Source organism: Streptomyces sp. NPDC033131, from assembly GCF_055578365.1.
This window is the reverse complement of the sequence record NZ_JBVIPA010000025.1, coordinates 102,912-126,358: the sequence shown is the minus strand read 5'-3', so window position 1 is coordinate 126,358 and position 23,447 is coordinate 102,912. Positions and strand designations below refer to the sequence as shown.

Here is a 23,447-nt window from a genome sequence, read left to right as displayed (position 1 = left end):
TCTGCCGGATCGTCGAACGGGGATGCCGCGGCGAGCTGTTGGCGGCGGCCCGGGGGCGTGTGCCGCTAGTGGGCGAAGGCCGCCGAGGAACTGGTCATCCGGCGGCGGTGGTGGCGCCGGCACAGCACCTCGTAACCGACCTCCGCCGCCGGGCGGTTCACATCGCCCACGACGACCTGCTCGCCCTCCACCACCATCTCGCCGCCCAGGGTGCGGGCGTTGTGCGTGGCCCGCGCCCCGCACCAGCACATGGCCTCCACCTGCAGCGCCTCTATCCTGTCCGCCAGCTCGATCAGGCGCTGGGAGCCGGGGAACAGCTTGGTGCGGAAGTCGGTGGTGATGCCGAAGGCGTAGACGTCCATGCCCAGGTCGTCCACCACGCGCGCCAGTTGGTCGATCTGCTCGGACGACAGGAACTGCGCCTCGTCCACGATCAGGTAGTCGACCTTGCAGCCCCGCTCGATCTCGGCCACGACGTAGCCGAAGAGGTCCATGTCCGGCCCGGCCTCGACCGCCTCCGTCACCAGACCGAGCCGCGAGGACAGCTTCCCCGCGCCGGCGCGGTCGTCACGGGTGAAGATCACGCCCTGGAGACCCCGGGCCGAGCGGTTGTGCTCGATCTGGAGAGCCAGCGTGGACTTCCCGCAGTCCATCGTTCCGGAGAAGAACACCAGCTCGGGCATGGCGAGTCGAGCACCTTTCAGCACAGGGGAAACAGGGGCGGATGAAGCGTCAGGAGCGTACTTCGAGCAACGGGACCAGCTGCTCGGCAGGGGTCATCGAACCGTGGTTGCCGACCATCGCCGACTCCTTGGGCTCCCGCTGCGAGGCGACGATGAGCACGTCGTCGCGGGCGGCGGCGACCACGTCGCCGAGCCGGCCGTACACCCGCTGCTCGACCTGGTCGGGCCGGCCGAACCAGCCCGCCGCGATCGCCTCGTCCCGCGAGGCCACCCAGAACTGCTCGCCCAGGACCTCGCGCCAGCAGGTCAGGACGTCGTTCTCGGCGCCCGGCACCGCGTAGACGTGGCGCGCGCGGCCCTCGCCGCCCAGCAGGGCGACCCCGGCGCGCAGCTCCCAGTCCTCGTCGAAGTCGATGCGGTGCTGCTCGTCGAAGGGGACGTCGATCATGCCGTGGTCGGCGGTGACGTAGAGCGCGGTGCGCGGCGGCAGCTGCTCGGCGAGCCGCTGGACCAGCCGGTCGACGTACATGAGCTGGCCGCGCCAGTTGTCCGAGTCGATGCCGAAGCGGTGACCGGCGCCGTCGAGTTCGGCGTAGTACGTGTAGACCAGGGCGCGGTCGGCGGCGGCCAGCTGCTCGGCCGCGAGATCCATCCGGTCCTCGCCGGACAGCCTCCCGAGGAACGTTCCTCCGCTGAGCGCGACCTTGGTCAGCGGGGTGCTCTCGAAGGTCGGGGACGACACCTGGGCGGCGTGCACCCCCGCCTCGTGGGCCAGCTGGAAGACCGTGGGATACGGCTGCCAGAGCTTGGGCGAGGTCCAGGGCTGCCAGCGCAGCTGGTTCATCAGCTCGCCGGTGTCCGGATTGCGCACGGTGTAGCCGGGCAGGCCGTGAGCGCCGGGCGGGCGGCCGGTGCCGACGGAGGCGAGGGAGGTGGCGGTGGTGGCGGGGAAGCCGGTGGTGAGGGGCCGGCCGGTGCCGCCGCGGGAGCTGGCGAGGAGCGCGGTCAGGAAGGGCGCCTCGTCGGGGTGTGCCCTGAGCTGTTCCCAGCCGAGTCCGTCGATCAGGAACACGCAGTTCCGGTCGGCGGGGGTGAGCTCCTGGATGGCCGCGGTGAAGCCCGGTACGGCCATGCCCGCGGCCAGCGTGGGCAGCAGGTCGGCGAGGGAGCCGGTGCCGTACTCGGGGGCGGGCGCGGAGTCGGGGGCGAGCGGCTGTGGGTGGTGGTCCCAGTCCGAGGCGGGCTGTGCCATCAGCGGGTGACGTCCGCGGTCGCCTCGGAGATGGCCTGCGCGAAGACGAGCGCCTGGCGCACCGTCTCCGGGCCGTCCCCGGCCTCGCTCACGCGCAGGCTCAGGTCGTCGGCCGTCGAGCTGCCGGTGTAGCCGTGGTCGGCCTCGCAGTTGGGGTCGCCGCAGGCGGCGGGCTCCAGGTCGATGCGGGAGACAGCGCCCCAGCCGATGGTCAGCACGACCTCCCGGGGCGGCGTGCCCGGCACGTACTGCTCCGGGTTGGCGACCACGCGGCTGATCACCACCGACGAGATCCGGCCGAGCTTCACGGATTCGGTGGAGGTGGTGGCGTAGGGCGTCGGGGAGGTGGTGTCCGCGGCCTGCTCGTCGGTGTGGCTGACGATGAAGCGGGTCTCGGTGAGGACGAGGACGGTCACATGCCGCCGCACCTCGTTCTGGTCGAACGTCGTCTCCTGGTGGACCAGGTACGACCGGATGGTGTCGCCGCCCACGGCGGCCTCCACCGCCTCGGCCACGAGGGCCGGGTAGTAGCCGCTGCGTTCGATCGCCGCTCGCAGCCCCTGGGTCGTCGTACTGGTCTTGGCCATGACGTCCATCCTACGGGGAGCCACTGACTGCGCGGCACGCTCGCGGCGGTCTCCGTCGGCTGCGGTACGCCTCAGTACGCCGGAAGCGTCCTCGGGCCGAGGTCGTCGCGGGCCGGCGGCGGCGCGAGCCGCACGGAAGCACCGAGGACGCTCAGCCCGCGCGGGGCGACGACGACCGGCTCCAGGGTGACCGCGACGACCTCCGGATGGTCGTCGACCAGCCGTGACACGCGCAGCAGCAGTTCCTCCAGGGCAGGGGTGTCGACGGGGGCCGAGCCCCGCCAGCCGAAGAGGAGTGGCGCCGTCCGGATAGACCTGACCAACGAGGTCGCCTCCCGGTCGGTGACCGGAACCAGCCGGTGCGCGATGTCCCCGAGCAGCTGCGAGGCTGCTCCGGCGAGCCCGAACGACAGTACGGCGCCCGCCGCCGGGTCGATGACGGCCCTGACAACGGTGTCGACTCCGCGGGGCGCCATCCCCTGCACCACCGGCCGCAGCTCCTCCGGCTTCCCGAACGACTCGGTCAACTCGGCGTAGGCCCGGCGCAGTTGCTCCTCGTCCGCGAGATCCAGACGTACGCCGCCCAGGTCGGCGCGGTGTCGCAGGTGCGGGGCGGTGGCCTTGAGGGCGACCGGGTAGCCGAGGGTGCGGGCGGCGGCGACGGCGTCGTCGGGGGTGGGTGCCGGCAGTGCACGGTGGACGCGCAGGCCGTACTTCCCGAGCAGCTCGCAGGTCTCCTCGGTACCGAGGGTGAGCCCCTGCCCGCGCGCAAGGAGCCCTCCGATCAGTTCGGCGGCCCCCTTCTCGTCGATGTCCTCGAACTCGGGCACCTTGCCGGGCTCGGCGGCGTCCCGCCGCCACTGGGCGTACTTGACGGCTTCACCGAGGGCCCGGACGGCGCGTTCGGCCGCGGGGTAGGCGGGAATGAGGCGGGAGCAGCTCTCGGGAGCTGGCGTGTCGTCCGCCGCCTTCGTGGCCAGTCGGTCCAATGCGCGGAAGGGGTGGTCACGGCCGACGGCGGCGGTCGCCGGCGAGCTCGCCCGGGGTGCGGTGCTCGCCGCGGCCGACAACGCCTCCGCCAGCCCTCCGAGCTCCACGTGCACCACCATGACCGGCTTCCCGGGCACCCGCTCGGCCGCCGATCTCAGCGCCTCCGCCAACGCGGCGTCGCCGGGATACCCCTCCCCCACCGCCGGTATCGCGGTGACCACGACGGCGTCGCACGCGTCGTCCGCCAACGCCCTGGACAACGCCCCGTGGAAGTCCTCCGGCGACGCCGCCGTCGTCAGGTCCAGCGGCGGCAACGGCCTGAGTCCCTCGGCAAGGCACGCGTCGTACGTCAGCAGCCCCAGCGACTCGGAGTTCCCGAGGATCGCCACCCGCGCTCCCGCGGGCAGCGGCTGGCGCGCGAGCAGCAGCCCCACGTCGACCAGCTCGGTGATCGTGTCGACCCGGATCACCCCGGCCTGCCGCAGCAGCGCGGACACCGTGGCGTGCGGCAACCGCGTCGCCCGTACCGTATGCCCCTGCGGGGCCGCTCCGCCGTGCCGGGCGCCCTGCACCACGACCAGCGGCTTCGCGGCCGCCGTACGCCGTGCGAGGCGCGTGAACTTGCGCGGGTTGCCGATGGACTCCAGGTACATCAACGCCACGTCGGTGTCGGGGTCGTCGTACCAGTACTGAAGGACGTCGTTGCCGGAGACGTCCGCCCGGTTGCCGGACGACACGAACGTCGACACGCCGGTGACCCCGGTGACCCCGCCCCCGCGCCGGTGCAGTCGGGACAGCAGGGCGATGCCGATCGCGCCGGACTGGGAGAACAGCCCGATCCGGCCCGGCCGGGGCATCCGGGGAGCCAGCGAGGCGTTCAGTCGTACGTCCGCCGACGTGTTGATGATGCCGAAGGCGTTCGGTCCGATGATCCGCATGCCGTACGCGCGCGCGTGCCGGACGAGTTCACGCTGCCGCTCGCGCCCCTCGGGCCCGCTCTCGGCGTACCCGGCCGAGAGCACGACCAGCCCCTGCACACCGTGCGTGCCGCACTCCTCGACGACTTCTGGGACGTGCTCCGCGGGAACGGCGACGACCACGAGGTCGACCGGCCCGTCGATATCCCGAACCGACCGGTGGGCGGGCACCCCTGCGAGTTCCTTCTGCCCTTCGGGCAGTGCCTTGTTCACGGCGTGCAGCCGGCCGGTGAACCCGGCGTCCCTGAGGTTGTCGAGGACGCTGCGGCCCACGCCGCCGGGCGTACGGCCGACGCCGACCACGGCGACGGACCCGGGCATGAGCAGCCGCTGCACGGACCGCCCCTCGGCGCGCTGTTCGCGCGCGTACTGCACGGCGAGCGAGCGGTCCGTCGGCTCCAGGTCGAACTCCAGGCGGACGACGCCGTCCTCGAAGCTGCGCTTCTGGGTGTATCCGGCGTCCCGGAACACCTTGATCATCTTGGTGTTGGCGGGCAGCACCTCGGCGGCGAAGCGGCGGATGCCCCGCTCGCGTGCGACGGCCCCGATGTGTTCGAGGAGGGCGGAGGCGACTCCGCGCCCCTGGTGCGCGTCCTGGACCAGGAAGGCGACCTCGGCCTCGTCGGCCGGGGCCGAGGCGGGCATGCCCCCGGCGCCGATGCGGTCGTAGCGTACGGTGGCGATGAACTCGCCGCCGATGGTGGCCGCGAGTCCCACCCGGTCCACAAAGTCGTGGTGCGTGAAGCGGTGGACGTCCTTGGCGGACAGACGAGGGTAGGGCGCGAAGAAGCGGTAGTACTTCGACTCGTCCGACACCTGCTCGTAGAAGCTGACGAGGCGATCGGCATCATCGACGGTGATGGGCCGGATGCGCGCGGTCCCGCCGTCGCGCAGCACCACGTCGGCTTCCCAGTGGGCGGGGTACTCGTGCCGGTCCGACGAGGTCTGCATGGGCCCCAGAGTACGGCTCGCGTACGACAACGGCGCGAGGCAGTCTGTGGAGGACGTCAGCCGGACCGAGGCCGCGGTCCGACGACACACCGGGGCGGGACGAAGGACCGCTCCGGGCATGCTTCACGATGTGGGAAACTGGTCTAGACAACCTGATACACCGAAGGGCAGCATCACATGGCTGAGCGCCGCGTCAACGTCGGCTGGGCCGAGGGTCTCCACGCCCGCCCCGCTTCCATCTTCGTCCGGGCCGCCACGGCCGCAGGTATCCCGGTGACGATCTCCAAGGCCGACGGCAACCCCGTCAACGCGGCCTCCATGCTGGCCGTCCTCGGTCTGGGCGCCCAGGGCGGCGAGGAGATCGTCCTCGCCTCCGACGCCGAGGGCGCGGACGTGGCCCTCGACCGTCTGGCGAAGCTGGTCTCCGAGGGGCTCGAGGAGCTTCCCGAGACCGTCTGAGCATCCGATTAAAGGGTACGGCGAAGGGCTCGTCCGAATTATCGGGCGAGCCCTTCGCATTTCCCGTTGACGGGCAGCAGAAATAATCCCCCGCGAATTATCTGCTCTTTGTATACGGTGCTCGTGTTAATGCCGCAGGCCCGTCATGTTTACGGGATGTTGCGAGTTCCTCACACGGTCCGGCCGCTCTGCGCCGCCGGCGAATCGCAGCCGGTGCGCCGTCGTCGCGCGCTCCGTGTGCAGCGCCGTGAGCGCCCGCGCACGTTCGCTGTCGCCGCGCGCCACCGCGTCCACGATCGCGCCGTGCTCCGCCCACGACTCGACGGGGTTGGCCGGCGCCTCCACCGCGTACATCCAGGCGATCTTGTGACGCAGCTGGGTCAGCATCGAGGTCATCGCGGCGCTGCCGGAAGCCTGTGCGAGCGTCTCGTGGAACCAGCTCCCGAGAGAGCGCAGATCCTCGCTGTTGCCCCGCCTGGCCCGCTCCTGGCCCAGCCGCACCAGCCCGCGCAGCACCTTGAGATGGGCCTCGGTGCGCCGCTGGGCGGCCCGCGAGGCGCCGAGCGGCTCCAGGAGCATGCGCATCTCCAGCAGGTCGGCACCCTCCTGCTCGGTGGGTTCCGCGACGCACGCGCCCGCGTGCCGCCGGGTCACCACGAAGCCCTCCGCCTCCAGCGTGCGCAGGGCCTCCCGTACGGGGACGCGCGAGACGCCGTAGCGGCGCGCGAGCAGTTCCTCGGTGAGCCGGCTGCCGCGCTCGTAGACACCCGCGACGATGTCGTCCCGGATCGCCGTGCATACCGAGTGCGCCGGAATACGCATGACCGACCTCCGCTTTAATCCCCGTGAAACGTCGACGATTGACGTGTGTTCAGCGACTCTATTGCAATCAGCGGGAATTTCCGATGGCGGGCCGGAATCCATGGATATTTTTTGGACAGACGGGCGTCCGATACACCGAAAGCCCCGGCTCGGTGAACCGGGGCTTCGGGACGCGGAGCCGTGGTCGTCAGACGATCACGGGCGCGGGCGTCGGACGATCACGCCGTGCGGGCGTCAGACGTTCACACCGTGCGAGCGGAGGTAGGCGACGGGGTCCATGTCCGAGCCGTACTCCGGGGTCGTGCGGGCCTCGAAGTGCAGGTGCGGCCCGGTGACGTTGCCGGTGGCGCCCGAGAGGCCTATCTGCTGGCCCGGGGTGACCGACTGACCGACGGAGACGGCGAGGGACGACAGGTGACCGTACTGGGTGTAGGTGCCGTCGTTCATCTTGATCACGACGTTGTTGCCGTACGACCCGCCCCAGCCCGCCTCGACGACCGTGCCGGAGCCGACCGCGTGGACGGAGGTGCCGCTCGCGGCATGGAAGTCGACGCCGGTGTGGCTGCCGGAGGACCAGACGCCACCGCCGGCCTTGTAGCCGGTCGAGATGTACGAGCCGGAGATCGGGGAGACGTAGGAGTTGAGGCGCTTGCGCTCGGCCTCGCGGGCGGCACGCTCCTCGACCTCGCGCGCCTGCTTGGCCTCGGCGAGGGCCTGCTTGGCAGCGGCGGCCGCCTTCGTGCGCGCGGCCTCCTCGGCCTGCCGCTGCGCCTCCGCCTCTTCGGCGGCCTGCTTCTGGGCGGCCGCCTGGGCGTCGATCTGGTCGGCGACCGAGTCGCCGATGGTGATGACGGGGGTGAGACCGGTCTTCTCTACGGCCGGTTCGGCGGCGAGCGCGGGGGCGGCCAGGGTGCCGATGACGCCGGTGGTGGCGAGGGCCGCGACGCCGGCGGCACGGGCGGTGGTGCGCTTCATCCGACTGGGACGCCGGTGCTTCCCGGTGGCGCAGGTGAACGCCATGTGGTGGCTGGTCCTTTCCTTCCTTCTCGCCTACCGGGTTAGCTGACGGGTTCGGAGCAGGAAGGTCTCCTACGGACCCCCTCGCGATACGCGCGGGCGTCCGATTCACCCCAGGGACTTATGGTTTGGGTCCCCGGCTCCCCTGGCTCGCGCCATGCGGGGACTCGGCGATGACTGTCCGGTGCCGCGGCTGCGGCGCACTGCCTGACGAACAGCCCGCATGACGCTAAACGCGGCAACTTTCAATCCCCAAACGGATCACGGCTTTTGTAGCGCATGCCACAGGGCAGACAGGCAACCTCTCCCTCAATTCGGACATGCGGGGACCCTGGCGACTCTTCAGTCACCAGGGCCCCTGGCCGCGCGCGTGCGCCGCCTCCACTGCGCGCGGGCGGCTACTCCGCGGACACGACGGTGACCTCGCCGATGCCGAGGGCCTGCACGGGCTCCTTGATCTGCGCCGCGTCCCCGACGAGGACGGTCACCAGCCGGTCGACCGGGAAGGCGCTCACGGCCGCCGCGGTGGCCTCGACGGTGCCCGTCGCGGCGAGCTGCTGGTACAGCGTCGCCTGGAAGTCGTCCGGCAGGTGCTGCTCGACCTGGTCGGCCAGCGTGCTCGCCACCGCCGCCGCCGTCTCGTACTTCAGCGGGGCCACCCCGACGAGGTTCTGCACGGCGACGTCGCGCTCGGCGTCGGTGAGCCCCTCGGCGGCGAGGGTGCGCAGCACCGTCCACAGGTCCTCGAGGGCGGGTCCGGTGTTCGGAGTGTCGACGGAGCCGCTGATGGCGAGCATCGCGGCACCCGTACCGTCCGGAGCGGAGCGCATGACCTGCCCGAACGCCCGCACACCGTAGGTGTAGCCCTTCTCCTCGCGCAGGACGCGGTCCAGGCGGGAGGTGAGGGTGCCGCCCAGGCAGTACGTGCCGAGCACCTGGGCGGGCCACACGCGGTCGTGCCGGTCGGGTCCGATACGGCCGATGAGCAGCTGCGTCTGGACGGCGCCGGGGCGGTCCACGATGACGACCCGGCCGGCGTCGTCGGCGGTCACCGGCGGCACGGGGCGGGGCTCGGCTGAGGAGCCGGTCCAGGAGCCGAGGGTGTCACCGAGCAGCGCGTCGAGGTCGATTCCGGTGAGGTCGCCGACGACCACGACGGTGGCGGTGGCGGGGCGGACGTGCTTCTCGTAGAAGCCGCGCACGGCCGCGGAGTCGATGTTCTCGACGGTCTCCTCGGTGCCCTGGCGCGGGCGCGACATGCGCGAGGTCGCCGGGAAGAGCTCCTTGGAGAGCTCCTTGGCGGCCCGCCGGGACGGGTTGGCCAGCTCGTGCGGGATCTCGTCGAGGCGGTTGCGCACCAGCCGCTCGACCTCGCTGTCCGCGAACGCGGGCGCCCTGAGGGCGTCGGAGAGCAGGCCCAGCGCCTTCTCCAGACGCGAGACCGGGACTTCGAGGGAGAGCCGTACGCCGGGATGGTCGGCGTGCGCGTCGAGGGTTGCGCCGCAGCGCTCCAGCTCGGCGGCGAAGTCCTCGGCGGAGTGCTTGTCGGTGCCCTCCGAGAAGGCCCGCGCCATGATCGTGGCGACGCCGTCCAGGCCGGCCGGTTCGGCGTCCAGGGGCGCGTCCAGGATCACCTCGACGGCGACGACCTGCTGGCCGGGGCGGTGGCAGCGCAGCACCGTCAGGCCGTTGTCGAGCGTCCCGCGCCGGGGCTCCGGGAAGGCCCAGGGCTTGGCGTCGCCCGCCTGGGGCTGGGGGTGGAATTCCATCGTGGCGAGCTCGGTCACCGGGCCGCCTCCTCGTTCTCGTCCTGGTCGGCGGGGGCTTCGGTGGCGATCGGCTCGTAGACGAGCACGGCGCGGTTGTCGGGGCGCAGGCGTGCCTTGGCGGTCTCCTGGACCTCTTCCGCCGTCACGTCCAGCACGCGCTGTACGGCGGTCAGGGCGAGCTGCGGGTCGCCGAACAGGACGGCGTAGCGGCACAGTTCGTCGGCGCGGCCCGCGACGGTGCCGAGCCGGTCCAGCCACTCGCGCTCCAACTGGGCCTGGGCGCGCTCCATCTCCTCGGCCGTGGGGCCCTCCTCGGCGAACCGGGCGAGCTCCTCGTCGATGGCGGCCTCGATGACCGGCACCTCGACGTCACCGGAGGTCTTCACGTCCAGCCAGCCCAGGGAGGGCGCCCCGGCCAGCCGCAGCAGGCCGAAGCCGGCCGCCACCGCGGTGCGGTCACGTCGTACGAGCCGGTTGTAGATGCGCGACGACTCGCCTCCGCCGAGGACGGTGAGCGCCAGGTCGGCCGCGTCGCACGCGCGTGTGCCGTCCTCCGGGAGCCGGTAGGCGGCCATCAACGCGCGCGCGGGAACCTCCTCCTCCACGACCTCACGCAGCTCGCCGCCCATGACGTCGGGCAGCGAGCCGTCGCGGGGCACGGGCTTGCCGTCGTGCGGTGCGATGGACCCGAAGTACTTCTCGATCCAGGCGAGCGTCTGCTCCGGGTCGATGTCGCCGACGACCGACAGGACGGCGTTGCCCGGCGCGTAGTACGTGCGGAAGAACGCGCGCGCGTCCTCCAGGGTGGCCGCGTCCAGGTCGGCCATCGAGCCGATCGGGGTGTGGTGGTAGGGGTGGCCCTCCGGGTAGGCGAGGGCGGTCAGCTTCTCGAACGCCGTGCCGTAGGGAACGTTGTCGTAGCGCTGCCGGCGCTCGTTCTTGACGACGTCCCGCTGGTTCTCCATCGACTCGTCGTCGAGGGCGGCCAGCAGGGAGCCCATGCGGTCGGCCTCCAGCCAGAGGGCGAGCTCCAGCTGGTGGGTGGGCATGGTCTCGAAGTAGTTGGTGCGCTCGAAGCTGGTGGTGCCGTTGAGCGAGCCGCCGGCGCCCTGGACCAGCTCGAAGTGGCCGTTGCCCTTGACCTGGCCGGATCCCTGGAACATGAGGTGCTCGAAAAGGTGAGCAAGGCCGGTACGACCCTTGACTTCATGGCGCGAGCCGACGTCGTACCAGAGGCACACCGCCGCGACCGGGGTCAGATGGTCCTCCGAGAGCACCACGCGCAGCCCGTTGGCCAGGCGGTGCTCGGTCGCTGTCAGGCCGCCGGAGCCTGCCTGTGCTGTGGCCGTGTGACCCATGGGCATGTACGTCCCTTCCATCGCGGTCGCGGTCGCTGAAACCGCGGTTTTCCTGCCGGTCCTGCCACTGTATGCAAGCGTGCGGACGGTCCGCGAAGTTCCCGGACGACGTACGCCGTCAGCGAGATCGCGTAGCCTGCGGGCAATCGCGGTCAGACGCCCGCCCATCCCGGGCCGGGCGGCCGACGGTGGGCCCCGGCCCGCACTGTCAGTGCCGCGGTCCACAATGGTCGCGTCAGATCCCGTTCACGCTTCAGCAAGAGTGAGCCGAAGGGACGCGTCGATGTCGAGAGGTCGAGCGCGCACAGGCCCGCAGGGCTGAGCACACTCGGGCCCTCGACACCGACCTCAGCGCCCCCAGGCGAACACCAGAAACAGGAGGAGCCGGCAGCGATGGCCCGCCGCAGCACGAAGACCCCGCCGCCCGACGACTCGTACGAGGAGAAGATCCTCGACATCGACGTCGTCGACGAGATGCAGGGCTCCTTCCTCGAGTACGCGTACTCGGTCATCTACTCCCGCGCCCTGCCGGACGCCCGTGACGGCCTCAAGCCGGTGCACCGCCGCATCGTCTACCAGATGAACGAGATGGGCCTGCGCCCGGAGCGCGGCTATGTGAAGTGCGCCCGTGTCGTCGGCGAGGTCATGGGCAAGCTGCACCCGCACGGTGACGCGTCGATCTACGACGCCCTCGTGCGCATGGCCCAGCCCTTCTCGATGCGCGTCCCGCTGGTCGACGGCCACGGCAACTTCGGATCGCTGGGCAATGACGACCCGCCGGCCGCCATGCGGTACACCGAGTGCCGCCAGGCCGAGGCGACGAGCCTGATGACCGAGTCGATCGACGAGGACACGGTCGACTTCAACCCCAACTACGACGGCCAGGAGCAGGAGCCGGTGGCCCTGCCCGCCGCCTTCCCGAACCTCCTGGTGAACGGCGCCTCGGGCATCGCCGTCGGCATGGCCACGAACATGCCGCCGCACAACCTGGCCGAGGTCATCGCGGCCGCCCGCCACCTGATCCGCTATCCGAACGCGGACCTCGAAGCCCTGATGCGGCACGTCCCGGGTCCTGACCTGCCCACCGGCGGCCGGATCGTCGGCCTCTCCGGCATCCGGGACGCGTACGAGACGGGCCGCGGCACCTTCAAGATCCGCGCCACGGTGGCGGTGGACAACGTGACGGCCCGCCGTAAGGGCCTCGTCGTCACCGAACTGCCCTTCACGGTCGGTCCCGAGAAGGTCATCGCCAAGATCAAGGACCTGGTCGGCTCGAAGAAGCTCCAGGGCATCGCCGACGTCAAGGACCTCACCGACCGCGCGCACGGCCTGCGCCTGGTCATCGAGATCAAGAACGGCTTCGTGCCGGAGGCGGTCCTGGAACAGCTCTACAAGCTGACGCCCATGGAGGAGTCCTTCGGCGTCAACAATGTGGCGCTGGTGGACGGCCAGCCCCTCACCCTCGGCCTCAAGGAGCTCCTGGAGGTCTACCTCGACCACCGCTTCGAGGTCGTACGCCGCCGCAGCGAGTTCCGCCGCACCAAGAAGCGCGACCGGCTGCACCTGGTGGAGGGCCTGCTCACCGCCCTGGTCGACATCGACGAGGTCATCCGCCTCATCCGCTCCAGCGACAACTCCGCGCAGGCCAAGCAGCGCCTGATCGAGCGCTTCTCGCTGAGCGAGATCCAGACGCAGTACATCCTGGACACGCCGCTGCGCCGCCTCACCAGGTTCGACCGCATCGAGCTGGAGTCGGAGAAGGAGCGGCTGAACGCGGAGATCGCGGAGCTGACCCGGATCCTCGATTCGGACTCCGAGCTGCGCAAGCTGGTCTCCACCGAACTGGCCGCGGTGGCGAAGAAGTTCGGCACCGAGCGGCGTACGGTCCTGCTGGAGTCGGCGGGTTCCCCGGCGGCCGCCGTGCCACTCCAGGTGGCCGACGACCCCTGCCGCGTGCTCCTGTCCTCCACGGGCCTGCTGGCCCGCACGGCGAACGGCGAGCCGTTCCCGGAGGACGCCGAGGCCCGGCGCACCAAGCACGACGTGATCGTCTCGGCGGTGCCGGCCACCGCGCGCGGCGAGGTGGGCGTGGTCACGTCCTCCGGACGCCTGCTCCGGGTGAACGTCGTCGACCTGCCCCAGCTCCCGGACACCGCGTCCGCGCCGAACCTCTCGGGCGGCGCCCCGGTCGCGGAGTTCGTCCCCCTGGAGGGCGACGAGACGGTGGTCTGCCTGACCACGCTCGACGAGTCCTCTCCCGGCCTGGCGATCGGCACCGCCCAGGGCGTCGTCAAGCGCGTGGTCCCGGACTATCCGACCAACAAGGGCGAGCTGGAGGTCATCACCCTCAGGGAGGGCGACCGGATCGTCGGCGCGGTGGAGTTGCGCACCGGCGAGGAGGACCTGGTCTTCATCACGGACGACGCGCAACTGCTGCGCTACCAGGCCGCCCAGGTCCGGCCACAGGGCCGCCCGGCCGGCGGCATGACGGGCGTCAAGCTCACCGAGGGCGCGAAGGTGATCTCCTTCACGGCCGTCGACCCCGCCGCGGACGCGGTGGTGTTCACGGTCGCGGGCTCACGCGGCACGCTGGACGACTCCGTGCAGACGACGGCCAAGCTCACCCCCTTCGACCAGTACCCGCGCAAGGGCCGCGCCACCGGCGGCGTCCGCTGCCAGCGTTTCCTGAAGGGCGAGGACTGTCTGTCCCTGGCCTGGGCGGGCCCCGTCCCGGCGAAGGCGGCCCAGAAGAACGGCACCCCGGCCGACCTCCCGGAGATGGACCCGCGCCGCGACGGTTCGGGCGTGTCGCTGCCGAAGACGGTGTCGGTGGTGGCAGGACCGGTCTAGGCCTCCCGCGGGGCCTCTTCCTCCGGCTCCTGTACGTAGCGCAGAACGCCCCACATGCCGTGCTCGTCGGCGTGTGGGGCGTCGCTCTTGCACGCCTCCAGCTCCTTGCCGAGGGCGGGCACGTCGATGCCGGAGCCGATGAGCACCAGCTGGGTGAGGCGGGCGTCTGCGGGCGTCCAGGGCTCCGGGTAGAAGCGCAGGAACCGCCCGACGGCATGCACGCCGTAACGGTTCGCGACGTCGTTCGGCCCGAAGTCGACGTATCCCTTGATCCGGTACAGCCCCTCGGGCCTGCTGTCGAGGAACTGCATCAACCGACGCGGGTCGAGGGGCACTTCGGAGACGAAGGCCACACTGTCGTAGCCGCTGTGCAGGTGCTGGTCGTGGCTGTCCCCCGCGGTCTGATCGTGCAGGTCGTCGAAGGACAACTGCCCGATACGTTCCTCGCTGGGCCGGCAGTCGAAGAGGAACTCGGGGTCGATGCGGCCGTAGTGGGCCGGCACGACGGCGGCCCGGTCCACGAGGGACCGGACCAGTCCGAGGACCCGCTCGCCGTCGGCGGCCCGGTCGAGCTTGTTGACGACGACGAGGTCGGCGAGGCCGAGGTGCCGGTCGATCTCGGGATGCCGCGCGCGGGTGTCGTCGAACTCGGCGGCGTCGACGACCTCGACGAGCCCGCCGTAGACGATCCCCGGATGCTCGCTGGCGAGCACCATGCGCACGAGTTCCTGGGGTTCGGCGAGTCCGCTGGCCTCGATCACGATGACGTCGATGCCGAGGGAGGGCCGCGCGAGCCGCTCCAGGTATTCATCCAGCTCACTGGCGTCGACGGCGCAGCACAGGCACCCGTTGCCGAGGGAGACCGTGGAGTCGCCGAGGGCACCGGCGACGGCCATCGCGTCGATCTCGATGGCCCCGAAGTCGTTGACGACGGCGCCGATCCGGCTGCCTCCGCTGCGGTGGAGGAGGTGGTTGAGCAGGGTTGTCTTGCCGGAGCCGAGGAATCCGGCGAGCACGACGACCGGGATCTGCCGCGCTCCCGGAGTGGTCGGCCGACTCTCCGGCGGACTCGGACGCGGGCCTGCGTTCGTCGGCGGGCTCGGCTGGCTCAACGTGCGACCTTTCTCTCACCGAAGCGCGCACCGGCTCGCAGCCCGGCGCACCTACCAGAATCGAATGCCGACCCAGGATACGAGCCGCAAGAATCCCCGCGAAGTGAACGATTGTTAGCAGCTCTTGCGGGGCAGACGTTGGGGAAGGCGCCGGACTGTGCGACCCTCGCTTCCCTCCGTGCGCCTCCTCTCCGCCTCCCCGCCGGTCAGAGCCGCTCGGCATTCTGGGAGGCGGCAAGCGCCGCCCACCGCTCGCCGGTCCCCTCCAGTCGACCCGCACTCCGACGACCGGCGGACGGCCGCCTGATTCGGGGGTTGACATGGCCACACGGAAGCGTGGAACACGGGGGTTCCCTGGGCCCCTGGCAGCAGGCCTTGGCTTGGCGACGGGAGTTCTCGCCGCCCTGGCCGCACAACACCGCACGCTCCAGTCGCTGCGCGTACGGCTCGCCCACCTGGAGGAACAGGTGGCTCACAACCAGCTCCACACCAACCTGGCCAATCAGCAGCGCCTGCACTGGGAACTGCTGAGCAAGGCGATCGACAGCCCGGAACTGGCCGAGGTGCTGGACATCTTCGAGGCGCCCGCGTCGCAGCAGAAACGACGGCAGTATCTCTTCGCCAACGCCCTGTACACGAACCTCGTCTTCTACTACCGCATCGGCAACATCAGCCTCGAGGAGTTCTTCGGCTTCATCAGAGGCCTGCTGCAGAACCCCGTCGTCCGCGAGTACTGGTACGCCACGCAGGGGCAGCGGGCAACCCTCCCGGACGGATCAGACGAGGCCGACCTTGGCCGGATGGTGGACGAACTCCTACGGCAACTGGAAGAGATGGACGGAGACGAATGGTGGGTGGTCGGGGATCCCCCGGCCGGCTAGCAACACCACATCCCGGGAATCACACCCTCGGGCCATAACGAACGGGTCAAGTCACCAGTTGTCCCAGACGCCGCTGAGGTTGACTCACGCCTGATCGCGTCGAGCGACCCCACAAGCGTCGCTCACGCCGCCGGAAGACGAGTGCACCCCACAAGGCTGCTTTCGTACGCCGCAGCCGTCGTGTGCACAAGTTCTTCAGCCGTGGACCAGAGGGAAACAACAGTGAGTCAGATCATCCGTCGGATCGGTGTACCTCCCAGTGCTCGAGGGAGCGCGGGCGGGGGCAACTGCCCTGACATCTTCGAATTGGCCGACGGGAACTTCGCGGTAATCGGCACGGACGTCACGCAGAAGCTCGACGAGGAACTCCCTCCCGACGCCTCACGAGCCGACTACGAGCGAATCGTTGTCATCACCCGGGAGACGCTCATTCGGGCCAAGGCGGACATCCCGGAAGCCTGAGCACCTGGGAGTCCCTTCGACACCGCAACGCGACTGACGAACGGCTCGTCCCACACCGCATGTCCAGACGCGCCGGCCTGGTTCTCCTCCACCGTTTCTCCGCACGAAGGGATCCGGATGCCCATCCATCTCGGGCGCAAGTCGGCCTGCCGACTACCCGCCACACACCTCCGCATAAAACAACGCATCGGCGTTCCCCCTCAGTCGAGGGGGAGCACCGGTGGCGCACACTGCCCCGACATCTTCGAACTCCGTGACGGCCGCTTCGCGGTCATCGGCACAGAACGCACGGCGGAGATCCGAAGGGCGCACCCAGGAATGCGCGCACTCGCCCCGTCCGAGATCGTCGTGGTCGTGGACCGGCGCACCCTGGCCTCCGCCAAGGTCGACATTCCCGATAAATGAGGAAAAAATGCCCGCCCGGAACTCCTGGGCGGGCATGCGCCGTCGTCGGTGGCGCTGTTTCTCCATCTGAGCGTCGGGAAGGATTCGCCAGACGCATGGGGAGGCGTGGATGGCGACACACCGCCGGATAGGGCGCTCACTGCTCACGATCTGCGTATGGGGTGCCGCCACGATCGCCGGGACCGCCCTCGTCGGTGCCGCGTCCATTGTGGTGAGCGGCTGGCTCGTCAGCGGCGTGGAGGAAGCCAACGGTGACAGACGGACAGCGTTGGAGCGCAGCTCCATGGGTGACTATTTCGGCGGGGTGAGTGCCGTCTTCTCGGGGATGGCGCTGCTCCTGCTCGTGGCCACCCTCCTCCTGCAGCAGCGCGAGCTGCGGATGCAGCGCCACGAACTCGCCCTGCAGCGTGAGGAACTCGCTTCCTCCCGTGACGAATTGCACCGGAGCGCGGAGTCCGACCTGCGCGCCCTGCACGTGGAGCTGACGCAGATGGCCATGGACGATCCCGCCTTGGCCGAAGTCTGGAACGACTTTCCGGGAGTGTCCCGGCAGACACTCCGTCAGAACCTCTTCGCCAACCTGACGTTCAGTCACTACCTACTGGTCCACAGGTGGGGAGGCATCACAGAGGAGGAGTTGCTCGCACGCGCGGGAACCCTGTTTCAGAGCCCGGCCTTCGCCCGCTACTGGGAAGCCTCTCGCAGTGCCAAGGAAGTTCTGCCGCCCGACAGCGACGAAGGGCGGCTGTTCAGGATCTTCGAACGGGCGATCCGTGAGAGGCGGCAGCGAGATACGCCTCCCTCCGCGTGAGCGAGGCTCCGTCACCCGCCGGGCACCGCCACCGGAGCACTCGGCCCCACGTACCGGGCAACCGGCCTGATGATCTTCGAGTCCGCCGCCTGTTCCAGGATGTTGGCACTCCAGCCCACCACCCGCGCAGCCGCGAACGTCGGCGTGAACATCTCGCGCGGCAGGCCGCACAGCTCCATGACCACACCCGCGTAGAACTCGACATTGGTGTGGAGTTCCCGGCCCGGCTTCAGCTCGGCGAGGATCCGCTCGACGCGGCGCTCGACCTCGACGGCGAAGTCGACGCGCTGACCGCCGAACCGCTGGGCGATCTCACGGAGCATCCGGGAACGCGGGTCCTCCGTGCGGTAGATCGCGTGGCCGAAGCCCATGATGCGGTCACCGGCAAGGACCCGTTCGCGAATCCAGGAGTCGATGCGGTCGGGAGTGCCGATCGCGTCCAACGTGTCCAGCGCACGACTGGGCGCACCTCCGTGCAGCGGACCGGACAACGCCCCCACGGCCCCGACGAGGCACGCTGCCACGTCGGCACCGGTCGATGCGATGACCCGGGCCGTGAAGGTTGACGCATTGAATCCGTGATCAATGGTGGAGATCAAGTACTGCTCGACGGCCCGGGCCGGCTTCGGCTCCGGCTCCGAACCCGTCAGCATGTAGAGGTAGTTCGCCGCATAGGACAGGTCCTCACGGGGCTCGACGGGATCAAGCCCGGCCCCCAGCCGGTGCAGCGCGGTGAGCAGCGTCGGTACGGCCGCCGCGGCGACGACGGTGTCCCGGCGACGCCGGTCCGCATCGAGGTCGTACACCGGACGGAAACCCTTCGCCGCACCGAGCAGCGACAGCGCGGTACGCATTCCGGCGAGCGGACCGGATCCCGCGCCGGCCGCGGCGATGGCGGGCAGCGCGGCCCGCACCCGGTCGGGCAGTCGCCGCAGTGCGGCGGTCTCGGCGGCGAAGGCGGCCCCCCGTTCGGCCTCCGGGAGTTCGCCGTGGACCAGCAGATGCCAGACGTCCTCGAAGCTGCGGGTCTGCGCAAGGTCGACCGCCGAGTACTGGCGGTAGTGATAGAAGCCCTCGCGGCCCCGCACGTCCCCCACCTCGGTGTCGGTGACCACGACGCCCGCGAGTCCTCGCGGTACGTCGACCAGAGTGCCTGCGGACCTGTTGACGGACATGGTTCCTCCCTCGACTTGATTCGACTGTCCATGATTGACTGATTTCCTGTCAACATTGATTGAATCAATGCAAGTGAATCAACATGCGATCAACAGACCGGCTGCGGATACGGTGATCTCTTATGCGCGATCAAGAACCCCTCCCCGGCCCTGCCGGACAGCGGCTGAGCACCAAGGAGGCCGCCGAGCTGCTGGGCGTGAAGCCCGAGACCGTGTACGCCTATGTGAGTCGCGGCCAGCTCACCAGCCGTCGCGTCCCCGGCGGCCGGGGCAGCACCTTCGACGCCGAGGAGGTGGCGGCGCTCGCCCGGCGCAACAGCCGCGAAAGCGGTGGAAGTCCGAGTTCCGGAGGCGAGCTGTCCGTACGGACACGCATCACGTTGATCGACACGGATCGCTACTACTTCCGGGGCGTCGACGCGACCGAACTGGCCGCCCGGCATTCCTACGAAGAGGTGGCCGAGTGGCTGTGGACCGGGCGGATGCGGCCCGGCATCACCTTCACGGCTCCCGAGGCCGCCGTCGCCGTGGCCCGCCGTGCCGTGGACGCGCTGCCCGAACACGCCGCTCCCACCGACCGGTTGCGGGTCGCGGCGATCGCCGCCTCGACCGCGGATCCGCTGCGCTTCGACCTCTCCGAGGAGGCCGTGCTCGGCACCGCGCGCGTCCTCATCCCCACACTGGTGGCCGCCCTGCCGCCGATCCTGCACGACCCGGGCGACGGCGGCCCGCTCGCCCACCGCCTGTGGACGCGGCTCAGCGGCCGGCCCGCCGACGAGGCCTGTCTGCGCGCCCTCGACACCGCGCTCGCGCTGCTCGTCGACCACGACCTCGCCGCATCGACCCTCGCCGTGCGTGTCGCCGCGTCGGCCCGCGCGCACGCCTACGCGGCCGTCTCCGCCGGGCTCGGCGTGATCGAGGGTCCTCTGCACGGCGCGGCCAGCGGGCTTGCCCACAGGCTGCTGCTCGACGTGCTCGACCAGGGCAGCGCGGCCCCCGTGATCGCGGACGAACTGCGGGCCGGCCGCCGCATCCCGGGGCTCGGCCATCGTCTCTATCCGGGCGAGGACCCACGCGCGCGTGCCCTGTTCGGCCTCCTGGAGCAGATCCCCAAGGCCGAGTCCGCCCTCGCCGCCGCCCAGGACATCGTGGCCACCACCGCGCGTCACGCTCCGCTGCACGCCAACATCGACCTGGCGCTCGCCGTTCTCACCGCCTCCTCGGGCATGCCCGCCACGGCGGGCGAGACGATCTTCGCGGTGGCCCGTACGGCGGGCTGGATCGCCCACGCCCTGGAGGAGTACGGGGAACGCCCCCTGCGCATGCGCCCGAGCGGCCACTACGTCGGTCCGAGGCCGCCGCAGCACCTCCCGGAGTAGGACACACGCCCGTCCGGAAGTCGCCTGCCTCAAGTCAGGTTAGGCTCACCTCTGTGAGTACGTGCTCAACCGTCTCCCAGGAGCTCGACGAGCCCATCTCCGGGACCGCGGCGACAGCGAGGACCTGGCTGCTTCTGGAGCAGCCCGGCCCCTGGGGTGCCAAGGCGCTCACTTCGAGCCACCTGGACCCCGCGCTCGGCCGCGCCCTGGAGGCCGCCACCCAGGGCACGGACGTACGCGTCGCGCTGATCCGCCGCCCCGGACGGCACGCCGACAGCGGCACCCCCACCGCACGTCACGTGTATGCCGCGCACACCCTGCCCGGGAACGCGTGGCTGCGCTCCGCCACCACCTGCGATCCGCGCCGGCTGCTCGACCTCGACTTCGCCGCGCTCGGCAGGGGCGACCACAGCAGCTTCGACGCGGCGCTCGACGGGCGGCCCCACACCGGCGATCCGCTTGCACTCGTCTGCACCAACGGCAAGCGTGACCGCTGCTGCGCGCTCCTGGGCCGCCCGCTCGCCGCCGAGCTGGCCGCGTCCGACGTCAAGGGCACCTGGGAGGTCACCCATCTGGGTGGTCACCGCTTCTCTCCGACGCTCCTCGTCCTGCCGTACGGATACACCTACGGGCGGGCCGAGGCCCATGCCGTCAAGGAGATCCTGCACGGCGTCCAGGAAGGACGGATCGTCGTGGCGGGGTGCCGCGGGAACTCGGCCTGGGAGCGGCCCGGCCAAGCGGCCGAGCTGGCCGTGCGCACGGCCGGCGGGGAGGACGCGGCGGACGCCCTCGCGGTCGTCCGCACGGAGGGCGCGGCGCCGCGCTGGGAGGTGACCGTCGCGCACACCGACGGACGCCGCTGGCGTGTCGTCGTGGCCCAGGACGCGTCGCTGCCGCCCCGCGCGGAGAGCTGCGGGGCGTCGGTGCTCGGCTCGCCCGCGCGGATGGACGTGGTGGCGGTGCACGAGCTGACGGGGACGACGGCACTCGCGAGCTGAGGGCGCGCGCGTCGTCCTGGCCGAGTCCCCTTCCGACAACACGCGTCGTCCAGGCATCTCACATATTGATCAAGTAATCCACGCCACACCCCCTGCGGCAGTTGAGGCACACCCACGTACCTTCATGGGTATGAGCCGCACTTCCCCCGCCCGCCGCCTGCGCCTCGGCCTGCCGCGGCGCGTGTTCTCGCAGGTGCTGCTGATGCAGCTGGCGATCGCCGCGGGAGTCGCGGTGCTCGCGACCGGCCTGTTCCTCGCCCCCCTCAGCGACCAGCTGGACGACCAGGCGATGCGCCGGGCGCTCGCGATCGCCCAGACCACCGCCGCCGAGCCGCGGATCGCGGACGAGGTCAGGAACACGCCTCCGACGGCCGACGGGCCGGTCCAGAAGGCGGCGGAGCGGATCCGCGAGAGGACCAGGGCCGAGTACGTCGTGGTGATGGACTGGCGGGGCGTGCGCTGGTCGCACCCCACGCCCGACCAGGTCGGCAGGACCGTCTCCACCGACCCCGGCCAGGCTCTCGCCGGCAAGGAGGTCATGGAGATCGACAGTGGCACTCTGGGCCGCTCCGCCCGTGGCAAGGTGCCGCTGCGCGACAGCGACGGCGACATCGTCGGCGCGGTCTCGGTCGGCATCGCGTACGACAGCGTGCGGGCGCGGCTGATCCACGCGATCCCCGGCCTGTTCGCGTACGCCGGCGGCGCCCTGGCCGTCGGTGCGCTGGCCGCCTGGCTCATCTCGCGCCGGGTGCATCGGCAGACCCGCGACCTGGCCTTCTCTGACATCTCAGGGCTGCTCGCGGAACGCGAGGCCATGCTGCACGGCATCCGGGAGGGCGTGGTCGCCCTGGACCGCGCCGGCCGCGTCCGCCTGATCAACGACGAGGCGCAGCGGCTGCTCGGCATCGGGGAGGAGTCCGTCGGCCGCTCCCCCGACGAGGCGCTCGGCGCGGGCCGTACGGCCGACGTCCTCGCGGGCCGGGTGACCGGCACCGACCTGCTCACCGTACGTGGCCAGCGCGTGCTGGTCGCCAACCGCATGCCCACCGACGACGGCGGTGCCGTCGCCACCCTGCGCGACCGCACCGAGCTGGAGCAGCTCGGCCGGGAACTCGACTCCACGCAGGGGCTCATCGACGCCCTGCGCGCCCAGGACCACGAGCACGCCAACCGCATGCACACGCTCCTGGGACTGCTCGAACTGGAGATGTACGACGACGCCGTGGAGTTTGTCGGGGAGGTCGTCGGCGACCACCGTGCCACCGCCGAACAGGTCACCGAGAAGATCCAGGACCCCCTGCTCGCCGCCCTGCTGGTGGGCAAGGCGACCGTCGCGGCCGAGCGCGGGGTCGCCCTGTGGGTCTCGGACCGGACCCGGTTGCCGGACCGGCTGGTCGACCCCGGTGGGCTGGTCACGATCCTCGGCAACCTGGTCGACAACGCGCTGGACGCCGCCGCGGGCACGCCGCACGCGCGCGTGGAGGTCGAACTGCGCGCGGAGGGGCGTACCGCCGTCCTCAGGGTGCGGGACACCGGCCCGGGAGTTCCGGTGGAGAACCGCGAGCTGGTCTTCACGGAGGGCTGGTCCACCAAGAAGCCGCCGGCCCACCGCAACCGTGGCATCGGGCTCTCCCTGGTGCGCAGGCTCACCGAGCGTCAAGGTGGCACCGCCACTGTCGGCGAGGCGGGCGGCGGGGGTGCGGAGTTCACGATCGTCCTGCCCGACGCCCTGGCCGATCCGGAACCGGCCCTCACCGCGTCGCAAGCCCCGCAGTCGGCCACCGAGGAGGAATCACGATGATCGAGGTCCTGGTCGTGGACGACGACATCCGGGTCGCGCGGGTCAACGCCGCCTACGTGGAGAAAGTGCCGGGCTTCCACGTGGCCGGCGAGGCGCACAGCGCGGCGGAGGCGCTGCACCAGTTGGAGGCGCTGCCCCACGTGGACCTGATCCTCCTGGACCACTACCTGCCCGACGAGACGGGCCTCACGGTCGTCCAGGAGATGCGCCGACGCGGCCACCAGAGCGACGTGATCATGGTGACGGCGGCGCGGGACGTCTCGACCGTGCAGGCCGCCATGCGGCAGGGCGCGCTGCAGTACCTGGTCAAGCCGTTCGCCTTCGCGGGCCTGCGGGCCAAACTGGAGGCGTACGCGCAGCTGCGCCGCACCCTCGACGGCGGTGGCGAGGCGGAACAGGCCGAGGTGGACCGCATCTTCGGCGCCCTGTCCACACCGTCGGAGCCCGGACTGCCCAAGGGCCACTCCCCCACCACCGCGGAACTGGTCCGCCGCTCCCTCATGAACGCGGAAGGTCCCCTGTCCGCCCAGGAGATCGCCGAACGCACCGGAGTGAGCCGCCAGACCGCCCAGCGCTATCTGAAGCTCCTGGAGCGCACGGGACGGGCCAGACTCACCCTCAAGTACGGCGACGCGGGCCGCCCGGAACACCGTTACGTGTGGGCGACCCGCGCCTGAGGACACGGCCGTGGGAACGGGGGAAGGGACC

20 protein-coding genes and 1 riboswitch are annotated in these 23,447 nt (G+C 70.9%); of the genes, 10 read left to right on the top strand and 10 right to left on the bottom strand.

Annotated elements, in window-relative coordinates:
* Positions 1-65: 65 nt before the first annotated feature.
* The 4 genes from ACZ5XS_RS28495 to ACZ5XS_RS28480 all read right to left on the bottom strand — a co-directional run bounded on the left by ACZ5XS_RS28495 (position 66) and on the right by ACZ5XS_RS28480 (position 5,440).
* The gene (locus tag ACZ5XS_RS28495; RefSeq protein ID WP_217237414.1) at positions 66-683 is read right to left on the bottom strand and encodes a thymidine kinase; all 618 of its coding nucleotides are present in this window, start codon (positions 681-683) and stop codon (positions 66-68) included.
* 49 nt (positions 684-732) lie between these two features.
* The gene (locus tag ACZ5XS_RS28490; RefSeq protein ID WP_468655993.1) at positions 733-1,935 is read right to left on the bottom strand and encodes an alkaline phosphatase family protein; all 1,203 of its coding nucleotides are present in this window, start codon (positions 1,933-1,935) and stop codon (positions 733-735) included.
* Complete coding sequence (locus ACZ5XS_RS28485; protein WP_217237412.1) at positions 1,935-2,522, bottom strand: DUF5998 family protein; 588 nt, start codon at positions 2,520-2,522, stop codon at positions 1,935-1,937. The genes ACZ5XS_RS28490 and ACZ5XS_RS28485 overlap by 1 nt, the downstream gene beginning before the upstream one ends.
* Before the next feature lie 71 nt (positions 2,523-2,593).
* On the bottom strand, positions 2,594-5,440 hold the full coding sequence (locus ACZ5XS_RS28480) for a bifunctional acetate--CoA ligase family protein/GNAT family N-acetyltransferase (protein WP_468655990.1): 2,847 nt from the start codon (positions 5,438-5,440) through the stop codon (positions 2,594-2,596).
* 177 nt (positions 5,441-5,617) lie between these two features.
* Between ACZ5XS_RS28480 and ACZ5XS_RS28475 the strand changes: the two genes are divergently transcribed.
* Positions 5,618-5,899 carry an HPr family phosphocarrier protein gene (locus tag ACZ5XS_RS28475; RefSeq protein WP_053749171.1) on the top strand — a complete coding sequence of 94 codons (282 nt, stop codon included), beginning with the start codon at positions 5,618-5,620 and terminating at the stop codon, positions 5,897-5,899.
* 126 nt (positions 5,900-6,025) lie between these two features.
* Here ACZ5XS_RS28475 and ACZ5XS_RS28470 read toward each other — a convergent pair whose 3' ends face one another.
* From ACZ5XS_RS28470 to ACZ5XS_RS28455, 4 genes are all read right to left on the bottom strand, one after another.
* Positions 6,026-6,721: a GntR family transcriptional regulator gene (locus tag ACZ5XS_RS28470; RefSeq protein WP_468655988.1), complete on the bottom strand. Its 696-nt coding sequence runs from the start codon at positions 6,719-6,721 to the stop codon at positions 6,026-6,028.
* A gap of 234 nt (positions 6,722-6,955) precedes the next feature.
* Positions 6,956-7,741, bottom strand: a complete 786-nt coding sequence (locus tag ACZ5XS_RS28465; protein WP_468655986.1) for a M23 family metallopeptidase — start codon at positions 7,739-7,741, stop codon at positions 6,956-6,958.
* Between the two features lie 13 nt (positions 7,742-7,754).
* A riboswitch (cyclic di-AMP (ydaO/yuaA leader) is annotated at positions 7,755-7,921 on the bottom strand.
* A gap of 215 nt (positions 7,922-8,136) precedes the next feature.
* Positions 8,137-9,525, bottom strand: a complete 1,389-nt coding sequence (locus ACZ5XS_RS28460) for a M16 family metallopeptidase (RefSeq protein ID WP_468655984.1) — start codon at positions 9,523-9,525, stop codon at positions 8,137-8,139.
* A complete protein-coding gene (locus ACZ5XS_RS28455) occupies positions 9,522-10,871 on the bottom strand; it encodes a M16 family metallopeptidase (protein ID WP_468655982.1) in 1,350 nt (449 codons plus the stop codon). Before ACZ5XS_RS28455 ends, ACZ5XS_RS28460 begins: the two co-directional genes overlap by 4 nt.
* A 387-nt stretch (positions 10,872-11,258) precedes the next feature.
* Between ACZ5XS_RS28455 and ACZ5XS_RS28450 the strand changes: the two genes are divergently transcribed.
* Entirely contained in the window at positions 11,259-13,715 is a 2,457-nt protein-coding gene (locus tag ACZ5XS_RS28450) for a DNA gyrase/topoisomerase IV subunit A (protein ID WP_468655980.1), read from the top strand.
* On the opposite strand, the gene ACZ5XS_RS28445 is transcribed toward ACZ5XS_RS28450, so the two are convergent.
* The gene (locus ACZ5XS_RS28445) at positions 13,712-14,731 is read right to left on the bottom strand and encodes a CobW family GTP-binding protein (protein WP_468655978.1); all 1,020 of its coding nucleotides are present in this window, start codon (positions 14,729-14,731) and stop codon (positions 13,712-13,714) included. The genes ACZ5XS_RS28450 and ACZ5XS_RS28445 overlap by 4 nt on opposite strands.
* A 476-nt stretch (positions 14,732-15,207) precedes the next feature.
* Between ACZ5XS_RS28445 and ACZ5XS_RS28440 the strand changes: the two genes are divergently transcribed.
* From ACZ5XS_RS28440 to ACZ5XS_RS28425, 4 genes are all read left to right on the top strand, one after another.
* The gene (locus ACZ5XS_RS28440; RefSeq protein ID WP_468655976.1) at positions 15,208-15,708 is read left to right on the top strand and encodes a DUF6082 family protein; all 501 of its coding nucleotides are present in this window, start codon (positions 15,208-15,210) and stop codon (positions 15,706-15,708) included.
* A gap of 222 nt (positions 15,709-15,930) precedes the next feature.
* Complete coding sequence (locus ACZ5XS_RS28435; protein WP_217237397.1) at positions 15,931-16,170, top strand: hypothetical protein; 240 nt, start codon at positions 15,931-15,933, stop codon at positions 16,168-16,170.
* A gap of 117 nt (positions 16,171-16,287) precedes the next feature.
* Positions 16,288-16,575 (top strand): hypothetical protein, encoded by a 288-nt coding sequence (locus ACZ5XS_RS28430; RefSeq protein WP_468655974.1) that lies wholly within the window; start codon positions 16,288-16,290, stop codon positions 16,573-16,575.
* Positions 16,576-16,684: 109 nt separating this feature from the next.
* Positions 16,685-17,386, top strand: a complete 702-nt coding sequence (locus ACZ5XS_RS28425) for a DUF6082 family protein (RefSeq protein WP_468655972.1) — start codon at positions 16,685-16,687, stop codon at positions 17,384-17,386.
* A gap of 11 nt (positions 17,387-17,397) precedes the next feature.
* Here ACZ5XS_RS28425 and ACZ5XS_RS28420 read toward each other — a convergent pair whose 3' ends face one another.
* Positions 17,398-18,561 (bottom strand): citrate synthase/methylcitrate synthase, encoded by a 1,164-nt coding sequence (locus tag ACZ5XS_RS28420; RefSeq protein WP_468655970.1) that lies wholly within the window; start codon positions 18,559-18,561, stop codon positions 17,398-17,400.
* A gap of 122 nt (positions 18,562-18,683) precedes the next feature.
* On the opposite strand from ACZ5XS_RS28420, the gene ACZ5XS_RS28415 reads away from it, so the two are divergent.
* From ACZ5XS_RS28415 to ACZ5XS_RS28400, 4 genes are all read left to right on the top strand, one after another.
* Positions 18,684-19,940 (top strand): citrate synthase, encoded by a 1,257-nt coding sequence (locus ACZ5XS_RS28415; RefSeq protein ID WP_468655968.1) that lies wholly within the window; start codon positions 18,684-18,686, stop codon positions 19,938-19,940.
* Between the two features lie 53 nt (positions 19,941-19,993).
* On the top strand, positions 19,994-20,938 hold the full coding sequence (locus ACZ5XS_RS28410; RefSeq protein ID WP_468655966.1) for a sucrase ferredoxin: 945 nt from the start codon (positions 19,994-19,996) through the stop codon (positions 20,936-20,938).
* 130 nt (positions 20,939-21,068) lie between these two features.
* Positions 21,069-22,739, top strand: a complete 1,671-nt coding sequence (locus ACZ5XS_RS28405; protein WP_468655964.1) for an ATP-binding protein — start codon at positions 21,069-21,071, stop codon at positions 22,737-22,739.
* Positions 22,736-23,416, top strand: coding sequence for a response regulator (locus ACZ5XS_RS28400; RefSeq protein ID WP_217237391.1), 681 nt, complete (start codon positions 22,736-22,738; stop codon positions 23,414-23,416). The genes ACZ5XS_RS28405 and ACZ5XS_RS28400 overlap by 4 nt, the downstream gene beginning before the upstream one ends.
* The last annotated feature ends 31 nt before the right edge of the window (positions 23,417-23,447 follow it).

Coding starts and splice junctions, on each gene's coding strand:
- ACZ5XS_RS28495 (WP_217237414.1), bottom strand. CDS start 683: ATGCCCGAGCTGGTGTTCTTCTCCGGAACGATGGACTGCGGGAAGTCC.
- ACZ5XS_RS28490 (WP_468655993.1), bottom strand. CDS start 1,935: ATGGCACAGCCCGCCTCGGACTGGGACCACCACCCACAGCCGCTCGCC.
- ACZ5XS_RS28485 (WP_217237412.1), bottom strand. CDS start 2,522: ATGGCCAAGACCAGTACGACGACCCAGGGGCTGCGAGCGGCGATCGAA.
- ACZ5XS_RS28480 (WP_468655990.1), bottom strand. CDS start 5,440: ATGCAGACCTCGTCGGACCGGCACGAGTACCCCGCCCACTGGGAAGCC.
- ACZ5XS_RS28475 (WP_053749171.1), top strand. CDS start 5,618: ATGGCTGAGCGCCGCGTCAACGTCGGCTGGGCCGAGGGTCTCCACGCC.
- ACZ5XS_RS28470 (WP_468655988.1), bottom strand. CDS start 6,721: ATGCGTATTCCGGCGCACTCGGTATGCACGGCGATCCGGGACGACATC.
- ACZ5XS_RS28465 (WP_468655986.1), bottom strand. CDS start 7,741: ATGGCGTTCACCTGCGCCACCGGGAAGCACCGGCGTCCCAGTCGGATG.
- ACZ5XS_RS28455 (WP_468655982.1), bottom strand. CDS start 10,871: ATGCCCATGGGTCACACGGCCACAGCACAGGCAGGCTCCGGCGGCCTG.
- ACZ5XS_RS28450 (WP_468655980.1), top strand. CDS start 11,259: ATGGCCCGCCGCAGCACGAAGACCCCGCCGCCCGACGACTCGTACGAG.
- ACZ5XS_RS28430 (WP_468655974.1), top strand. CDS start 16,288: ATGCCCATCCATCTCGGGCGCAAGTCGGCCTGCCGACTACCCGCCACA.
- ACZ5XS_RS28425 (WP_468655972.1), top strand. CDS start 16,685: ATGGCGACACACCGCCGGATAGGGCGCTCACTGCTCACGATCTGCGTA.
- ACZ5XS_RS28420 (WP_468655970.1), bottom strand. CDS start 18,561: ATGTCCGTCAACAGGTCCGCAGGCACTCTGGTCGACGTACCGCGAGGA.
- ACZ5XS_RS28415 (WP_468655968.1), top strand. CDS start 18,684: ATGCGCGATCAAGAACCCCTCCCCGGCCCTGCCGGACAGCGGCTGAGC.
- ACZ5XS_RS28405 (WP_468655964.1), top strand. CDS start 21,069: ATGAGCCGCACTTCCCCCGCCCGCCGCCTGCGCCTCGGCCTGCCGCGG.
- ACZ5XS_RS28400 (WP_217237391.1), top strand. CDS start 22,736: ATGATCGAGGTCCTGGTCGTGGACGACGACATCCGGGTCGCGCGGGTC.